16 protein-coding genes and 1 pseudogene are annotated in these 16,690 nt (G+C 65.1%); 9 read left to right on the top strand and 8 right to left on the bottom strand.

All coding sequences use genetic code 11. From position 1 onward, the window contains the following. The 8 genes and pseudogenes from D3872_RS06755 to D3872_RS06785 form a co-directional block, all read right to left on the bottom strand. A partial coding sequence (locus tag D3872_RS06755; protein WP_147373823.1) for an SIR2 family protein occupies positions 1 to 1,071 on the bottom strand: 1,071 nt, incomplete at its 3' end. Between the two features lie 634 nt (positions 1,072 to 1,705). Continuing rightward, the gene (locus D3872_RS06760) at positions 1,706 to 2,995 is read right to left on the bottom strand and encodes a tetratricopeptide repeat protein (protein ID WP_119810063.1); all 1,290 of its coding nucleotides are present in this window, start codon (positions 2,993 to 2,995) and stop codon (positions 1,706 to 1,708) included. A 265-nt stretch (positions 2,996 to 3,260) separates the two neighbouring features. After that, the gene (gene nagZ, locus D3872_RS06765; RefSeq protein ID WP_119810088.1) at positions 3,261 to 4,718 is read right to left on the bottom strand and encodes a beta-N-acetylhexosaminidase; all 1,458 of its coding nucleotides are present in this window, start codon (positions 4,716 to 4,718) and stop codon (positions 3,261 to 3,263) included. A gap of 60 nt (positions 4,719 to 4,778) precedes the next feature. Then, positions 4,779 to 5,792 (bottom strand): SIS domain-containing protein, encoded by a 1,014-nt coding sequence (locus D3872_RS06770; protein WP_119810064.1) that lies wholly within the window; start codon positions 5,790 to 5,792, stop codon positions 4,779 to 4,781. Next, positions 5,782 to 6,894, bottom strand: coding sequence for an N-acetylglucosamine-6-phosphate deacetylase (nagA, locus tag D3872_RS25995; protein WP_220476896.1), 1,113 nt, complete (start codon positions 6,892 to 6,894; stop codon positions 5,782 to 5,784). Before nagA ends, D3872_RS06770 begins: the two co-directional genes overlap by 11 nt. 216 nt (positions 6,895 to 7,110) lie before the next feature. Beyond that, positions 7,111 to 7,797: pseudogene (locus D3872_RS26000) on the bottom strand (glucosamine kinase nucleotide-binding domain-containing protein); the annotation flags it as partial. A 182-nt stretch (positions 7,798 to 7,979) separates the two neighbouring features. Further along, positions 7,980 to 9,332, bottom strand: a complete 1,353-nt coding sequence (locus tag D3872_RS06780; RefSeq protein WP_119810066.1) for a GIN domain-containing protein — start codon at positions 9,330 to 9,332, stop codon at positions 7,980 to 7,982. Between the two features lie 156 nt (positions 9,333 to 9,488). Beyond that, positions 9,489 to 9,779, bottom strand: coding sequence for a hypothetical protein (locus D3872_RS06785; protein ID WP_119810067.1), 291 nt, complete (start codon positions 9,777 to 9,779; stop codon positions 9,489 to 9,491). 116 nt (positions 9,780 to 9,895) lie between these two features. On the opposite strand from D3872_RS06785, the gene D3872_RS06790 reads away from it, so the two are divergent. The 9 genes from D3872_RS06790 (at position 9,896) to bufB (ending at position 16,639) form a co-directional block, all read left to right on the top strand. Then, positions 9,896 to 10,813: a LysR family transcriptional regulator gene (locus tag D3872_RS06790; protein ID WP_119810068.1), complete on the top strand. Its 918-nt coding sequence runs from the start codon at positions 9,896 to 9,898 to the stop codon at positions 10,811 to 10,813. 114 nt (positions 10,814 to 10,927) lie between these two features. Further along, a complete protein-coding gene (locus D3872_RS06795; RefSeq protein ID WP_119810069.1) occupies positions 10,928 to 11,113 on the top strand; it encodes a hypothetical protein in 186 nt (61 codons plus the stop codon). After that, positions 11,095 to 11,583 carry a hypothetical protein gene (locus D3872_RS06800; RefSeq protein ID WP_119810070.1) on the top strand — a complete coding sequence of 163 codons (489 nt, stop codon included), beginning with the start codon at positions 11,095 to 11,097 and terminating at the stop codon, positions 11,581 to 11,583. The genes D3872_RS06795 and D3872_RS06800 overlap by 19 nt, the downstream gene beginning before the upstream one ends. 18 nt (positions 11,584 to 11,601) lie before the next feature. Further along, positions 11,602 to 13,173: an ExeA family protein gene (locus D3872_RS06805; protein ID WP_119810071.1), complete on the top strand. Its 1,572-nt coding sequence runs from the start codon at positions 11,602 to 11,604 to the stop codon at positions 13,171 to 13,173. A gap of 6 nt (positions 13,174 to 13,179) precedes the next feature. Further along, on the top strand, positions 13,180 to 13,833 hold the full coding sequence (locus D3872_RS06810; protein WP_119810072.1) for a general secretion pathway protein GspB: 654 nt from the start codon (positions 13,180 to 13,182) through the stop codon (positions 13,831 to 13,833). A 9-nt stretch (positions 13,834 to 13,842) separates the two neighbouring features. After that, positions 13,843 to 14,382, top strand: coding sequence for a molybdopterin-guanine dinucleotide biosynthesis protein B (gene mobB, locus D3872_RS06815; protein WP_119810073.1), 540 nt, complete (start codon positions 13,843 to 13,845; stop codon positions 14,380 to 14,382). Positions 14,383 to 14,436: 54 nt separating this feature from the next. Continuing rightward, on the top strand, positions 14,437 to 14,637 hold the full coding sequence (locus D3872_RS06820; RefSeq protein ID WP_119810074.1) for a YjfB family protein: 201 nt from the start codon (positions 14,437 to 14,439) through the stop codon (positions 14,635 to 14,637). Between the two features lie 60 nt (positions 14,638 to 14,697). Next, complete coding sequence (locus D3872_RS06825) at positions 14,698 to 14,970, top strand: BufA1 family periplasmic bufferin-type metallophore (RefSeq protein WP_119810075.1); 273 nt, start codon at positions 14,698 to 14,700, stop codon at positions 14,968 to 14,970. A gap of 31 nt (positions 14,971 to 15,001) precedes the next feature. Further along, positions 15,002 to 16,639, top strand: a complete 1,638-nt coding sequence (gene bufB, locus D3872_RS06830) for an MNIO family bufferin maturase (protein ID WP_119810076.1) — start codon at positions 15,002 to 15,004, stop codon at positions 16,637 to 16,639. Positions 16,640 to 16,690: the final 51 nt, after the last annotated feature.

A 16,690-nucleotide genomic window follows, 5' to 3' on the forward strand; every position in this document is an offset into this window, starting at 1 on the left:
AACTGCATATCGTGCACTTGAATGATCAAGCATACGCGCAGCTTTTCCGGTAGAACCGAACAAAACGTCTCGATCATTCAAAATGTCGAGCCAAGTAGGCTCATCTCCACCGTAGAAATCCGTTCCCTTTATAACAAGAGAAGACGTGTTCACGCCTTCGAGACGTCGAAATTCAGCTAAGAATCGCTCATAAGTTCCTGTCTTTAGTCTTGCGGCTACGGCATCTGCGGTCTTTCGATATTCCACCATTTCACTAGTCAAAATAGTGAAGAATTCGTTCAATGGAGAAACCACTGGAATTAGGTTGTAGCGCCGCACGCGCTTCTTTTGCCCTTCATCAAGACTGAACGATACGAGGATGGAAGGGAATCCGTTTGCACTCGATTGGTTTTTGGATCTAATCGCTTCCGCCAAATCAACTTCTTCGACAAGGCTCGCACCGCAGACGATGAACGGCTTTTCAAGATAGGTAGTTTGAAAGCTGGCGTGCCAACCAGGAAAGCTCCGTGTTGCTGCGGCGTATTCGGGAATTGAGAAAATCAGATGCTTGCTTGGATTTCCTAACTGAGACGCCCGGCCATGCAAATAGATTGCTTGGATGGCGGCAGGTGTACTTTCAAGGGGAGTGACTTTGTCTTGCCAATCAAAGGGAAGAAATTCTCCAACCAAATTGGAATCACGGCCGGCGTCATAGGCATTTTCCAAGACATCATCAATGTTAAATGTCCAGATTCTTTCCCAATGGATTTGAAATATTTGACTCTGCCACGATGGCTGGCAGCCAGTGAATCGCTTTCGCAGCCAGCTCCTGAAAGTCGACTTATGAGCACCTATTGCCTCCTCATAGGTAAGCGGAAGCTTCTTGGCCTCATCTGGATTGAGCCCCAGGTCAAAATCATCGTTGATTTGGCCCGAAAGCGTTGCGCCGTCTTTAAGCTCCGCACCGTCCCCGCCGACACATCCGTAGCTTGCGCCAGCGCCCAGCAGCAAATTGTACTTTCCTTCGTGAATCCCTCGTAAAAGTAGGCTTCGCTCGTCTGCGGTAAAGCCAAGATCCAATAGTGTCTTCATTCATTCTCCGAATCTGTAAGCTCTTCCGACCACATTAGTCGGCGGCATGACGTCTTAGTTGCTTGCATCATAACAAACAGTAAAGCGCCGATCTACTCTTTGGACAGCAATGTTCAAAATTTTCCATAAATGCAACATTCTTAGGCATTGAGCATATGAGTATTCTGGATCTAAGAAGGGGGCCCTCATGAACCAGCAATCTTCGGCGCCTGGATTTGATCTGCGAAATTCCCCTATCTTGGCGCACTTGAGCTACGAAGGTCTAAATACGAATCGTCGAAGGGTCAATCGGAATCTCATGGAGCCGCAAGATACGGTCCAATGCTTCCAAATCGAGCCTCAAACCCAGTAAGCGATCACGTAGCTTGGCAAACCTTGCAAGCTCACGCTCACATGCCTCGATGAGGTCCTGTATACGTGCTCGGCGACTTACTAACCAATTGAGCGACGCTGGAATTCTTGTCATGCTCCCCTCCCGGTGTACATAATGTGGGCACTCCCTGTTCGAAAGGAATGCCGCGACATGGTACGCAACCGGTGCTGTTCGCGGGAGGGGAGCCAGCTACATCATGGCGACAGGCGAAAAAAGCCCGGCCGGAGCCGGGCTCTCTGCGCGCACGCGGCGCGGCGCGACTTACTGGGCTGCTGCAGGCGCGGCAGCGGTCGCAGCCGGCGCGTTCAGGAACATGATCCAGTACTTCGACAGGTCGGTCAGGCCGTCGTTGCCCTTCAGGCCTTCGAACACCTTGATGGCTTCGGCCTTCTTGCCGGCCTTGGCGTGGGCGATGCCCAGCTTGACCTTGGCTTCGTCGGCCTTCTTCAGGCCGCCCTTGGCGATACCCTGTTCGATGAAGCCGATGCCCTTGTCGAACTGGTCCATGGTGACGTAAGCCCAGCCCAGGTTGACCAGGCCGGTGCCGTCTTTCGACTTGGCGGCGCTGGCTTCACCCTTGGAAATGTTCTTCGCATCGTCGGCGGCCTGCTTGTTGGCCTGGTCGCGCAGCTTCTTGTGCGAAGCATTGCTCAGCACGCCGGCGGCGAAGCCTTGGTCCATGGCCTTCTTCGCTTCGGTCGGGAAGCCGGCCTGCAGCGAACGCTCGGCGAACTCGACGTACTCTTCCGGCGCCATCGTCTTGAGCGCCATGTCTTCGAGGCGCAGCACGTCGTGGCGGAAGCGGTCATTCCAGGTGGTCTTGCGCTGCATGCGGTTCAGCAGGTCGGTCCAGAAATCGTCGCTCGGGTAGTAGGTGACCAGGCGTTCCATTGCCATGATGTAGGTCGCGTCATCTTTCAGCTTGGCTGCGGAGCTGCCCAGCAGGCGCAGGTCTTCCATTTCAGGCGCCTTGCCTGCCTTGTCGGCTTCGGCGATGACTGGCAGCAGTTCGGTCTTGGTGGAAGCATAGTCGCCGCTCAGGTAGTAAGCGCGGATCAGCGAGTTGCGCACCTTCAGCGGAGTTGGGCTTTCCTTCTGATAACGCTTCATCCACTCGATCGCTTTTGGATAGTTCTTGGCGTTGTAGTGGTAGTTGCCCAATGCCTGGGTGAAGTCCGACTGCTCGGTCGGGGTCAGGCGGCCGGAACCGATGACGAACTCGAGTGCGGCCATGGCCATCGCGTCGTTGCCGCTCGACGAGCCCAGCGCCAGCTTCATCCGGTTGATCACGTATTCCTCGTAAGGGGTACGGTTCGGGAATGCCTCGGCGGCGGTAATCCTTTCCTGCAGTTCCGCGTACTTCTTCGCAGCCATCAGTTCCTGGAACTGCTTTGGATCGAGCAGCTTGAACATATCCGGGCGCAAGGTTTCCTTCGGCGCTTCAGCGGCCGGCTTGGCCTGCGCATGTGCGCTGGAAACGAGGGCTGGAGCGGCGTTCAAGCCGATCGCGGCGAGGAGCAAGCTGATGCGGGCAAGACGGAATTGGGACATGAAAGATCCTTCTATCAAAGACAAAGAGATGAACCGAGGCAATGGCGACAATGACAATCGCACAAAGCGAACATTGTCCCATAAAGTAGCCGAATCGGTCCTACAAACGTGCGAACCTTACGTTTTGAAACAAGAATAGGGATGGAGCATGTTCGGGGGCAGGCCGGGGCGCGAACAAGATCGGGGACAAACAAGATCGGCGTCGCGACTTCGGGGACAGACCCCAACCACCAACATCGGGGTCTGTCCCCTACGGGGAAGACAATTATTGCGGGGGGGCGGTGAAGCCTGGGACCGGGACGTGGCCGTTCGCTTCCAGCGCGCCGGACAGCCAGCCATCGACGGCATCGAGCGCGGGCGCGGCGAAGCCGTAGGTGATCAGCGCGGGGGCGTCGAAGTCGAGCGCCTGGTAGGGGTTCCACAGCGCCAGGTGCAGGTCGGGCTTGAACGCGGCCTTCGCCTTCGGGCCGTAGCGCACGCGCGACGTCGACGCGAGGATCACGAAGCGGCCGTCGTCCGGCAGCGAATTCCAGTCGAAGGCCTCGGCGTCGGCATACGTCACCACGTCGACGTCGAAGCGGCGCGCCAGCACCTTCGACAGCACCGATGCCGTCACGCCGGCTTCGGATACGCCGTCGCTCACCGCGTCCTGGCGCATCACCAGGCGTACCTTGGCGCCTTGCGGGGGACGCTGCGGATTGCCGCGCGCGGTCAGCGCGCGCTGCCAGCCTTCGGCCATCACGGTGCGGTCGTCTTCCTCGGCAGCGTAGTAGCACTGGGCGCACTCATAGGTGCGCGCCAGCCTGGCCAGCCGCTCGAGCTTGCGGCGTACTTCGTCCATCGGCAGTTCGCCCGATTCGATCGCGCGCGCGATGGCGTCGACCGTCTGTTCCTGCGTCTCGGGCGATCCGATCGCCATCACCATGTCGGCGCCCGCCTGCAGCGCCAGCACCGCGGCGTTGCCGACGCCGTACTTGCCTGCGATCGCGTGCATGTCCATGCCGTCGGTGATCACCACGCCGTCATACTTCCATTCGCCCCGCAGCAGGTCGCCCAAAATGCGGCGCGACAGCGTGGCCGGGTGCTCGGGGTCGAGCGCCGGGTACACGATGTGCGCGGTCATCATCGCCGGTGCGATTTCCGCAGCCATGCGGAAGGGCGCGAACTCGAACTGCTCCAGTTCCGCGCGCGGCTTGTCGACCGTCGGCAACGCGCGGTGCGAGTCGACGTGGGTGTCGCCGTGCCCCGGGAAGTGCTTGACGCAGCAGGCCACGCCTTCCGATTCGCTGCCGGCCATCCAGGCCATCGCCAGTTCGGTGGCGCGCTGCGGATCGGCGCCGAACGAGCGCTCGGCGATCACCGGGTTGTGAGGGTTGTTGTTCAGGTCCAGCACCGGCGCGAAGTTCCAGTTGAAGCCGAGCGACTTGACCGCGCGCGCAACTGCCGCGCCGGTACGGTAGGCCAGGTCGGCGTCGTCGGCCGCGCCCAGCGCCATCGCCGATGGCGGCGCCGGCACCCAGGTCGAACGAACCACCGCGCCGCCTTCCTGGTCGAGCGCGATCAGGGCGTTCGGCCCCATCGCGTCGCGCAGGGCGCCGGTCAGGCGCGCCAGCTGGACTGCGTCGGTCATGTTCTGCCGGAACAGGCAGGCGCCGCGTACCTCGTTGTCGCGCACGAAGCGGGCCGTCGCTTCGGCCAGTTCGGTGCCGGCGATGCGTATCATCATCAGCTGGCCGGCGAGTTTTCTATGTTCGTTCAATTGGAACTCCGTGAAGCGGCGCGCTTAGTGGGTCTTGGTGACTTTGTTCAGGTGGCGCGGCTTGTCCGGGTCCATGCCGCGCGCTTCCGACAGCTTTGCCGCCATCACGTAGAAGGCCTGGATTGCGACGATCGGGTCGAGGTCCGGCGTTGCGGCCACCGGCAGCGTCAGGTCGCGTTCGGCGATGTCGCTTGGCGCCGCCAGCAGCACGCGCGCGCCGCGGCCGCGCATCTCGGCCGCCAGCTGCACCAGGCTTGCCTGCGCAGGACCGCGGGTTGCGAAGATCAGCAGCGGGTAGCCTTCTTCGATCAGCGCCATCGGGCCGTGCTTGATCTCGGCGCCGGAGAACGCTTCGGCCTGCAGCGCCGAGGTTTCCTTGAACTTGAGCGCCGCTTCGAGCGCGATCGGGAAGCTGATGCCGCGCCCGACCACCATGATGTTGCGGGCCGGGGCCAGCACTTCGATCGCGGCCGACCAGTCGGCCTGCGCACCGGCGCGCAGCGCGTCCGGCAGGGCGGCCAGGCCGGCTTTCAGCTCGGCGTCGTCCTGCCATTCGGCGACCAGGCGCGCGCCCGCCACCAGGCTGGTGATGAAGCTCTTGGTCGCGGCCACGCTCTGCTCTTTGCCGGCGTGCAGGGGCATCGCCCATTCGGCGGCTTCGGCCAGCGGCGAGGTGGTGTCGTTCAGCAGCGCGACGGTGGTGGCGCCGCCGTCGCGGAAGTAGCGGGTCGGCTCGACCACGTCCGGGCTCTGGCCCGACTGCGAGATCGCGATGGTGAGCGTGTCCTTGGTCACCAGCGGCGACTTGTACAGCGTCAGCAGCGACATCGGCAGCGATGCGACCACGCGGCCCAGGCGCGACATGATCAGGTAGGCGACGTAGTTGGACGCATGGTCGGAACTGCCGCGCGCGATGGTCAGCGCGGTGTTGAACTGGGTGTTGCGCAGCTTGGCGCCAAGTTCGGCATAGCGTTCGCCGTCTTGCGACAGTTGCAGGGCGACGCAGTCTGCCGCGGATACGGCCTCTTTAAGCATCATTGAGGTCACAGGCTTCTCCTTCGATATAAACAGCTTTGATGTTCAGGTTGCGGTCGAGGACCACGAGGTCGGCGAAGCAGCCGGGCGCGATGCGTCCGATCTGTGTTTCGCCCAAATAGTCGGCGGCATAGGTGGACACGCGGCGCGATGCGTCGGCCAGGTCGAGGCCGAGCGACACCAGGTTGCGCAGCGCCTGGTCCATGGTCAGCGTGCTGCCGGCCAGGGTGCCATCGGGCAGGCGCACGCCGCCCAGGCATTTGTGGACGACCTGGCGGCCCAGCATGTATTCGCCGTCCGGCATGCCGGTGGCCGCGGTGGAGTCGGTCACGCAGTACAGGTGCGGGATGGCGCGCAGCGCCACCTTGATCGCGCCGGGATGCACGTGCAGCAGGTCGGGAATCAGTTCCGCGTATTGGGCATGGGCGAGGGCGGCGCCCACCATGCCGGGCTCGCGGTGGTGCAGGCCGTTCATGGCGTTGAACAGGTGAGTGAAGCCGGCCGCGCCATGCTCCAGCGCGGCCACGCCGTCGTCGTACGAGCCGGTGGTGTGGCCGATCTGGACGCGGATGCCGGCGTCGGCCAGCTGGCGCACCAGCTCGAGGTGGCCTTCGAGTTCGGGCGCCACGGTGATCAGGCGCATCGGCGCGAGGGCGCCCAGTTCGTTCACTTCTTCCAGCGTGGCGGACTTGGCGTAGTTCGGCTGCGCGCCCAGCTTGCCTTCGTTGATGTAGGGGCCTTCGAGGTGCACGCCGAGGATGCGCGCGCTGCCCGGCACCGGCCTGGCGCAGGCTTCGCCCACTGCCTTCAGCGCGGCGACGATGTCTTCGGGCGGCGCCGTCATGGTGGTGGCCAGCATGCTGGTGGTGCCGTGTTTCGCGTGCGTTTTTGCGATCACCTGCGGCGCATCGCCGCCCTGCATGATGTCGCGCCCGCCCGCGCCGTGCACGTGCAGGTCGACGAAGCCGGGGATGATGTAGTCGTCGCTGTTGACCGCCGGATCGGCGGCGAAGGCCTGGATGGCGTCGATTCGCTGGTGGAAGCGCAGCTCGCCGCGCACCCAGCCTTCAGGCGTGAGGATGTTGCCGTTGATTGAAGTGGTCATTGCTGGCGCTCCTTCGCTATGTATTGTTCGATCATGCGCAGCGCGCCGCTGGCTGCGTCGCCCTGGGGGCGCCACGCTGCGCTCGAGCAGCTCGGCCGGCAGGTAGGCGCGCAGCACGTTGCCGAGGCCTCCGCACAGGGCCAATGGTAGTGTGCCCGACTGATCGAGGGCGCGCGCCATGAGCGCCACTTCGCGGCCCGCTTCGCGCAGGATCGCGTCGGCCGTGGTGTCGCTGGCGGCATGCGCCACGACGATCGGCGCGAGCGAGGCGTACGTGGTCTGGCTGGCCTTCGCAAGCCACGACTGGATCGCGTCGCGGTGGCCGCCGCAGGCCTCGATCAGCTCGCGCGCAAACGCCGACGTGCTCTTGCGCCCGTCGATCACCTGTTCGATGTGGTTGATGGCGCGCAGGCCGATCCAGCCGCCGCTGGCTTCGTCGCCGGCGGGGAAGCCCCAGCCGCCGACTTCGCGCTGCTCGCCGGACGGCAGCAGCACCTGGGCTACGCTGCCGGTCCCGATCGCGACGATCGCTCCCGGGCGGCCCTGGTGGGCGCCGAACAGCGTGGTGAAGCCGTCGGTCTCGAGGCGCAGCGCGGCGTAGCCGGGATTGGCGGCCTCGAACTGCGCGGCCCATTCCTTGTTATGCACGCCGGCCAGGCCAAGCCCGATGGCCATCGACGCAAGGGGAGGATGTTCGATGCCTGCAGTGGCGAAGGCTTTGGCGACAGCGTCGCCGACCGCCTGCCATGCATGGGCGATGCCGTGCGCGAGGCCGGACGGGCCGCTCTGGCCCTGGGCGATTTCCTGGCCGCCGGCGCGCGCGATGCGCACCCGGGTGCCGGTGCCGCCGCCGTCGACGCCGATGAGATAGTCGATCATAGAGTGGGGATCCTGTGCTGCCATGAAGGTCAGGGCACTATAGGGATGCCAAACTCGGGTGTCAACAGGTATTTAATTGGTATTAATTGCGCTTAGACTGGTATTGCCAGCGTTTGCGCAAATGCACGCCAAGTCATTGATTTTCAATGTATTGGCGTGCAAGTGGCATTGCCGTGGAAGTCCAGCTGGTCTGTGGCTGGTATGCGTCAGTCGCGCTGCACGCGCGCGCCGCTGCGTTCGCCTGTCACCGCGCGCGACCGGTTCATGCTGGAGGTGCGGGTTTCGACCCTGGACCGGACATTGACGGTGGCATGGCCTGAGCCGCGCACCACAACGTCGGCCTGGTCGGCTAGCAGGTCGCGCGCTTCGAGGCTGCCCGATCCGGTCAGCTGGGCGTTGATGGTGTCGACCCTGCCGCTGATTTCGGCGTTCGCCGGCCCGCTGATCCGCAGCGCCAGGCGCTTGCCGTTCATGGCGGCTTCCAGGCCGCCGGAACCGGTCAGCTCGGCGTCCAGCGTGCCCTCGACGGTGGCCAGCTCGGTGGAGCCGGGGCCGCGGCTGCGCACGGTGGCGCTGTTGACCGCGAGCTGCTCGGCTTCCAGGTCGCCGGACCCGGAGATGTCGGCAGTGAGCATCGCGGTGCTGCCGGACAGCTCGACGTTGCCGGGGCCGGTCATGCGCAGGCGGACTTCCTGGGCGGCCAGGCCGCCGACCGACAGGTCGCCGGAACCGTGCACTTCGCCTTCGAATTTTCTCAGGCGGCCCGCCACGCAGGCGTTGCCGGGGCCGCGCAGGACCGCGCTGGCGCTTTCCACCGCCAGCGAACAGGCTTCGAGGTCGCCCGAGCCGTCCATGTGGGCGCGCAGGTGGCCCGCCATGCCGTGGAGGTGCACGCTGCCGGGGCCGTGCAGTTCGGCGCTGACGCCGGACAGGCGCAGGCCATCCGCTTCCAGGTCGCCGGAGCCGCTGACGGCCAGCCGCAGTTCGCCGCTGATGCTGCTGACGCCCACGTCGCCGGGACCGCTCATCTTGATGTTCGCGCCGCCGGCGCGCATGCGGCGCAGGTCGAGATCGCCGCTGCCCTGGCTGTTGATTATCAGCTCGCGCACCGCGCCTGCCGCACGTACGTCGCCCGGCCCGCCGACCGTGACCGTGAAGCTGTCGCCGGCCACCTGGTCAACGTCGACGTCGCCGCTGCCGGAGGTCTTCAGGCTGTACAGCATCGTAGTGGTGATGGTGACTGTGGCCGGCTCGGCCGACTTGCCCAGGGCGAACGAGAAGCCGCTGCGCCGCAGCGGGCGCACCACCAGGGTATCGCCGCGCGTGATGGTTTCGATCTCGGCCAGCTGCTTCGCGTCGCCGGTCAGCGACAGCGAAGGGCGGCCTTGCGCGCGGATCACCACATGGAAGGGACCATCCAGCTCCACCGAGCGGAAGGCGCCGACATTGCGTTGTTCCGACACCGTCGGTCCCTGCGGGGCCGCATGCAGGGCAGGGGTGGCGAACATGCCGGCGGCTACGGCAACGGCAAGGGTGGTTTGCTTGAGCACTGTTTTCATGATGGTTTTCGTAGGAGATCGGACGAAGCATGACGATATGTCCATCTCCAGTGTAGCGCGAGCGGAAACCGACAGGCGCGCAAAAACCGGGGATCAAACGCAAAAAGCGGCGGACAGGCCGCCGCCGCTTTCCGCCTGCATCGGCCGGGGTGCTGCTTAATTCTTGTACTGCTCCAGCTGCACTGCCAGCGCGGTCTTGTGGTTCTTGACGAATTCGACGGCCTCGGTGCGCACCGCGGCGCGGTCGGCGGCCGTCGGCTGGCCGATCACGATCGAAGGCACGTTCAGGTTTTTGGCGGCGATGCCGTTATTTGCATTGGCGGCAGCGGCTGCGGTGCTTGCCGCGGCAGCAGTCACGGCGGCGTTGGCGGCCGGCGCGTCGGCGGCGAAGACGGAACCGGCTACTGCGAAAGCTGCTGCCGCGGTGATGAATTTGATTGCGTTCATGAGGTTTCTCCGTAAGTTGAATTCCGATGAAAGCCAGTCTACACATTGCGCCCTGCGCAAAAAAGGCGAATAATCGCAATGGACAATTGCGGTGGACGCAATAATCAAAGGGCAAGATGGATAGGTTGCAATCGATGCGGGTATTTGCGAAGGTGGTCGAACTGGGCAGTTTTGTCAGGGCCGCAACCGCGCTCGACCTGTCGAACACGGTCGTCACCCGCAACCTGGCCGACCTCGAGGCCCACCTCGGCACCCGCCTGCTGAACCGCACCACGCGCAAGCTGTCGCTGACCGAGTCGGGCCAGGTGTACATCGAACGGGTACGCCAGATACTGGCCGAGATCGACGAGGCCGACGCCGAAGTGTCGTCGCGCTCGCGCAAGGCCAGCGGCGTGCTGCGCCTGTGCGGCAATGCCAGCTTCGGCCAGGCGCAGCTGGCGCGCCTGCTGCCGCTGTACGCGAAGGACATGCCCGACGTGGTGCTCGACGTGACCCTGTCCGACCATGGCGTCGACCTGGTGCAGGAAGGCTTCGACGTCGGCGTTTTCCTGGGTGTGCAGAAGTTCGACAGCAGCCTGATAGCGCGCCAGCTGGCCATATCCAACCTGGTGCTGTGCGCCTCGCCCGACTATGTTGCGCGGCGCGGCGAGCCGAAGTCGCCGCACGACCTGGCGCAGCACGACTGCCTCAATTTCGCCTTCGAGCAGCTGCGCCACCATTGGCCGTTGCAGTGGGACGACCAGCACATCAACGTGCCTATCCGCAGCCGCATGGTCTCGAACAACGGCGCGGTGCTGCGCGAGGCCGCGCTGGCGGGCATGGGCGTGATGATCCGTTCCTCGTTCACGATCGAGGACGACCTGACCAGCGGCCGGCTGGTGCGCTTGCTGAAGGAGCATCACCTTGGGCAAACCTCGGTGATGATGGTGTATCCCAGCCGGCGCCTGATGACCTGGAAGATGCGTACCTTCGTCGATTTCATGGCCGGCCAGTTCCCGCAACCTGAAAGCGATCCATGGCTGGCCGCGCTGTAGTGGCGCAACCCGGCTGTATGGACGGCGCGGTAGGCGTGTGGAGCCTGCTGGTGTCATAATGGGAACATGGCGCGGAACCTGGAGGCGAACCGCGCGCGTGAGTGGAGAGCGACAATGATTCGTTATGTTGGAAAGCAAAAAAACGCCGAGGGAGCCACCGTCTACGTATTCCTGATCAATGGACTGCAGAAGGAGGTGCGCGAAAGCGCGCTGAAACAGCATCCCGGGTGCTACGACGCCTTGCCCGCTTCGGCCAAGGCGCAGATAGCGGCAAACCGTCAATGGCTGTCAAAGCTCTAGCGGCGCCACTGGCGGCAGCCGTGGCGGCGCTGGCCGCCTGCATCCTGCCGCTCCAGGCGCAGGCGGCGCCGTCCACCTTCAGTCCCGTCATCGGCAGCGCGCTGCTGTGCCGCAGCCACCTCGACAACGCCCACTTCCATTCCTACCTGACCTCGGCCTTCGGCCCTTCGTACAAGCATGAAGGCGGTGCATACTGGTTCAAGGCATCCGGCACCCTGTGGGGGACGCCGGTGTCCGACATCCTGGTCAGCGACGACACCAGCGAGCTGGTTTTCGTCGGCGCCGTGGCCGAAACCACGCCCGACAAGCTGGAACAGGCGATCCGCGGCGCAGCGGGCGTGCGCCACAAGCCGGCCGACAGCTCGGCATTTCCGGTCCGCCAGTCGGTCCCGGGTAGTAAAATCGTCTACTTCAACGACAAATCGAAGATCTACTGCGCCCGGTACAAGCCATTGCCCGCCGCGCGCTAGGGCGCTTCGCGCGAATTCATGTACACGCATTTCTTCAGCCTGAAGCAGCCGCCGTTCGCGATCGCGCCCGATCCGCGCTACCTGTTCATGAGCGAACGCCATCGCGAGGCGCTGGCCCACCTGCTGTTCGGCGTGGGCAGCGGCGGCGGCTTCGTGCTGCTGACGGGCGAAATCGGCGCCGGCAAGACCACCGTCTGCCGCTGCTTCCTCGAACAGATTCCCGAAAACTGCGAGCTGGCCTACATCTTCAACCCGCGCCTCTCCGTCGCGGAGCTGCTGCAGTCGGTATGCGAGGAATTCCATATCCCGCTGCCGGCCGGCGACAGCGTCAAGGGCTACGTGGACGCGATCAACCGCCACCTGCTGGCCAGCCATGCGCAGGGCAGGAACAATGTGCTGATCATCGACGAGGCGCAGAACCTGTCGGCCGACGTGCTGGAGCAATTGCGCCTGCTGACCAACCTCGAGACCAGCGAGCGCAAGCTGCTACAGGTGATCCTGATCGGCCAGCCGGAATTGCGCACGATGCTGGCGCGGCCCGAGCTGGAACAATTGGCCCAGCGCGTCATCGCGCGCTACCATCTCGGCTCGCTGACGGAAGAAGAAACCGGCAGCTACATCGCTCACCGGCTGGCCGTGGCCGGCGCCGCCGGCATGCCGTTCCCGCCTTCGACGACAAAATTGGTGTACCGGCTGACGCAGGGCGTGCCGCGCCGTATCAACCTGCTGTGCGACCGCGCGCTGCTTGGCGCCTATGTCGAAAATACGCATGAAGTAAACCGCGCCATCCTGCGCAGGTCGGCCGCCGAAGTGTTCGGCGATGCCCAGCCTTCGGCGCGGCCGGTACGGCGTTGGGCGATGCTGGCCGGGGGAGTGATGGCGTGCGCCGCGATCAGCGCCGCCGCATGGCAGCTGATGCCGCGCGAAGCCGCTCCAGTCGTGGCGAAAGCTTCGCCCGCGCCCATCAAGCGAGCACCGGTGGCAGCCGTCCCCGTCCAGGTGCAGGGCCATGCCGGCGCGGAAACCGCGCTGCGCGAACTGGGGGCCTTGTGGGGGCAGCAGCTGCCGGCGGGCGATCCCTGCGAGGCTGCGGCGCGCCTGGAGCTGCGCTGCCACCAAGGCAAGGGCGGCCTGTACGAACTGCGCCTGCTGGACCGTCCGGCGGTGCTGACGCTGCGCGATGGCGCCAAGTCCAGCTACGCGGTACTGGCCGCGCTGGACGATGCCAACGCAAGCTTCGTCCTCGACGGCAAGCGGCAAACCGTAAGCGTGGCATCGCTGGCGGCGCGCTTCGACGGTAGCTTCACCACCTTGTGGCAAGCCCCGCGTGGCTTCCGCAACTACGTACCGGCAGGGGAGAGCGGCGCGGACGTTGACTGGATCGGCCAGCACCTGGCGAGACTGGACGGCACGCAAGCACCGCAGCTTGGGACCCCGTTCGATGCCGGAATGCGCGAACGCCTGCGCGCATTCCAGTCGGCGCAGGGACTGGACGCCGATGGCCTTGCCGGACCGCGAACCTGGATGCGCCTGAACCAGCTGGCAGGCGTGGCGGAACCACGCCTGCTGGCCGCGAACAAGAAAAACTGAGGCGACATGTCCTACATTCTTGAAGCCCTGAAAAAAGCCCAGGCCGAACGCCAGCTTGGCAGCGCGCCGACCATCCACGCGGCGCCACTGTACCCCGCAGCCGTGCGTCCCGAAGCCAGCCGCAAGCCGCTGCTGATCGGGCTTGGCGCAGGCGCGCTGGCTGCAGGCGCCGCGGCGTTTGCATTGATGCGTCCCGCCGCACCGCCGCCGGCCCCCGTGCTGCCGGTGACGGTAGCCGCCGTACCGGTGGCGGCTACCCCTGCGCCGCCTTTGCCCGCGCCAGTCGCTGTACCTGTGGCAGCTGTCGAACCTGTGCGACCGCCTGCGCCGGCGCCGAAGCCCCGCGTCGCTGAGATCAATCCGCCAGTCCCGAAGCCGGCTCCCGTGGTGCAGACGCCAGCGCCCGAACCTGTTCCCGCACCGGTGGAAGACAATGCGCCTGCGCTCAGCCAGCTGCCGGAGTCGATCCAGCGCGAGATTCCCCGTATCGCAGTCGGCGGCTACATCTATTCGCCCAATCCCGCCGACCGGCTGCTCCTGATCGACAAGGTGCTGCGCCGCGAAGGCGAAGAGGTCGCACCCGGGCTGATGCTGGAACGGTTGCTGCCCAGGGCCGCCGTCATGAACTATCGCGGGTACCGTTACCGCATGCCGTACTGAGGGGCGCCGATGCATCCTGAACCAAAGCGGGAACCGCACGAGGTCCTCGGTGTGGTCGGCTGGTCGGGCAGCGGCAAGACCACGCTGCTCGAATACCTGGTCGCGCAACTGGCGGGGCGCGGCCTGCGCGTCAACGTCGTCAAGCACAGCCACCACGACATCCGGCTCGAGCCGCCGCACAAGGACAGTGCGCGCCTGCGCATGGCCGGCGCGGCGGAAGTGATGATCGCTTCCCCCTACCGGGTGGCGATCATGCGCGAGTTGCGTGGCGCCGCCGAACCGTCGCTGGCCGAACAGCTGGAGCGCCTGTCCCCGGCCGACCTGACGCTGGTCGAAGGCTACAAGTGGGAGGCCATCCCCAAGCTGGAAGTGTTCCGGCCCGCGCTGGGGCGGCCGCCGCTCTATCCCGACGACGCGCAAATTGTGGCGGTGGCGTCCGATTGTCCGCGTCCGGCGGCGCTGCGCCCCGATGTCGAATGGCTCGACCTGAACGACAAGCCGGCCGTCCTGGCCTGGCTGGCGGCCAGAATAAATTCAGGCGCGGCCTAAAGTTCCGTCGATCGCTGCCGTAAATCAGGGTAAGCCTTCAACACGGAGAACATCATGGATGTAGCCGGAATTGCAAAACTGTCGACGACCATCGCCGAAACCGGGAACCGCCAGGAAGTCCAGACGGCGATCCTGAAGCGCGCGCTGCAAATGGAAAGCTCCGCCGCGACCCAGCTGATCGACGCCGTCGAGTCGGCATCGCCTGCGCAAAGCCTCCCTTCCCACCTCGGCAACACCATCAATACCACCGCCTGAGCCGGTTCCTCGCTCCTGGAAAAACGCGGTAGAATCCGCCATCCCAACAGGAGTGAATACATGAACAAACGTCAAGCCATGATCGCCGCCGCCCTCGCAGGCGTGTGCGCCGCCGCCACCGTTTCGGCACATACCCCGGACCCTGCCAAGGGCGAGCAGGAAAAGTGCTACGGCGTCGCCAAGGCCGGCCAGAACGACTGCGCCAGCGCGACCGGCTCGCACAGCTGCTCCGGCGAAGCGACGGTCGACAACGATCCGGCCGAATGGAAGTACGTTGCCAAGGGCACTTGCGAAAAGGCCGGCGGCAAGCTTCCCCAGGAAGACAAGAAGTAATCCCCTGACAGTGCAAGACCGGCAACGCGCGATGCCTCCCGCATGTGCCGGCGTCGGCCTGCGCGCGCCGCATTACCGCGACTTCCTCGAGCATCGGCCGCGCGCCGGCTGGCTCGAGGTCCACACCGAAAACTTCCTCGACCGTTCGGGCTGGGACTGGCACGTGCTGCAGGAACTGCGCCGCGATTATCCGGTCAGCCTGCACGGCGTCGGACTCGGGCTCGGCTCCGCGCGTGGCTTTTCGGAGGCGCACCTGGAACGGGTGCGCGCGCTGGTGGACAGCGTCGAGCCGATGCTGGTGTCCGAGCACCTGTGCTGGGGCGCGGTGCAGGGCCGCAGCCTGCACGACTTGCTGCCGCTGGCGCTGGACCGCACCGCCCTCGACCTGCTGTGCGAACGGATAGGGCGGGTGCAGGATGCGCTGAAACGCCAGCTCCTGCTGGAAAACGTCTCCACCTACGTGCGCTTCCGTTCCGATGAAATGAGCGAGGCCGAATTCATGGCCGAACTGGCGCGCCGCACCGGCTGCGGCCTGCTGCTCGACGTGAACAACCTGTACGTCAACCAGTGCAACCACGGCGAGGATGCGCTGGCCGCGATCGCGGCGCTGGCGCCTGGCACCGTGGGCGAAATCCACCTGGCCGGGCACCTTGCCACGCCTGGCGCGGTAGTCGATCATCACGGCGCGCAGGTCGCCGCGCCTGTTTGGGCGCTGTACGAGGCGGCGCTGCGGCGCTTCGGACGCGTGCCGACCCTGGTCGAGTGGGATACCGATATCCCGCCGCTCGACGTGCTGCTGGCGGAGGCGCGCAAGGCGGACGACATCGCCGCCGGCTATCCCGAACACAAAGCGCCCGGGCCGGCGCCTGGCTTGTACGCCGCTGCTGCGGATACAGGCGACGCGATGGCGGCTGTGCAAGAGGATTTCGTGCGCGGCCTGCTGGACCAGTCCTGCCAGGATGAGGCACGCTCGCACTTCAAGGAAGCGCCGCCGAACCGGTTTGCCCTCTACCGCGGCAACATGACGGTCACCTGGAACAAGGTGCTGGCCAACGCCTATCCGGTAATCCGCCAACTGGTGGGCGATGACTTCTTCGCCGGCCTGAGCCGCACCTACGGGGTGGCGTATCCGACCGGGGACGTCGACCTGAATCGGTTCGGCGCCGGATTCGACGGCTTCCTCGCCGCTTTCCAGCACGCGGCGCCGTATCCCTACCTGCCGGACATGGCGCGCCTGGAATGGACGCTGCACCGCAGCCGCTACGCTCTGGATGCGGCGCCCGTCGCCGTGGCAGACCTCGCCTCCTTCGATCCCGTTCAATTCGAAGCGGCCCGCGTGACCTTGCATCCGGCCTGCACGCTGTTCGCCTCGAGCCGGGCCGCCGTTACGCTGTGGCTGGCCCACCAGCCCGGAAGCGGCGTCGAATTTCCCGCCGATATGGAACATCCCGAGTTCGCGCTCGTGACCCGTGCACGGTGGAAGAGCGAGCTCACGCCGCTGGCGCCGGCCGCGCACGCGGCGCTGGCGCTGCTTGCGCAAGGACAGTCATTTGGCGAGGCCCTGGATGCGGCGTTCGCGCTGGACGAACAGTTCGACGTGGGCGCCCACCTGGCGCAATGGCTGCAACTGGGCGTGTTTGGCGCGATCCGCGCGGATGAAGGTGGCTGAAGGGAGGATGCGGCGCCGGGTCCGGGCGCCGCATTGTTGCTGCTTGCTTGC

It is taken from the genome of Massilia cavernae (genome assembly GCF_003590855.1).
Taxonomy (GTDB): Bacteria; Pseudomonadota; Gammaproteobacteria; order Burkholderiales; family Burkholderiaceae_D; genus Telluria_A; species Telluria_A cavernae.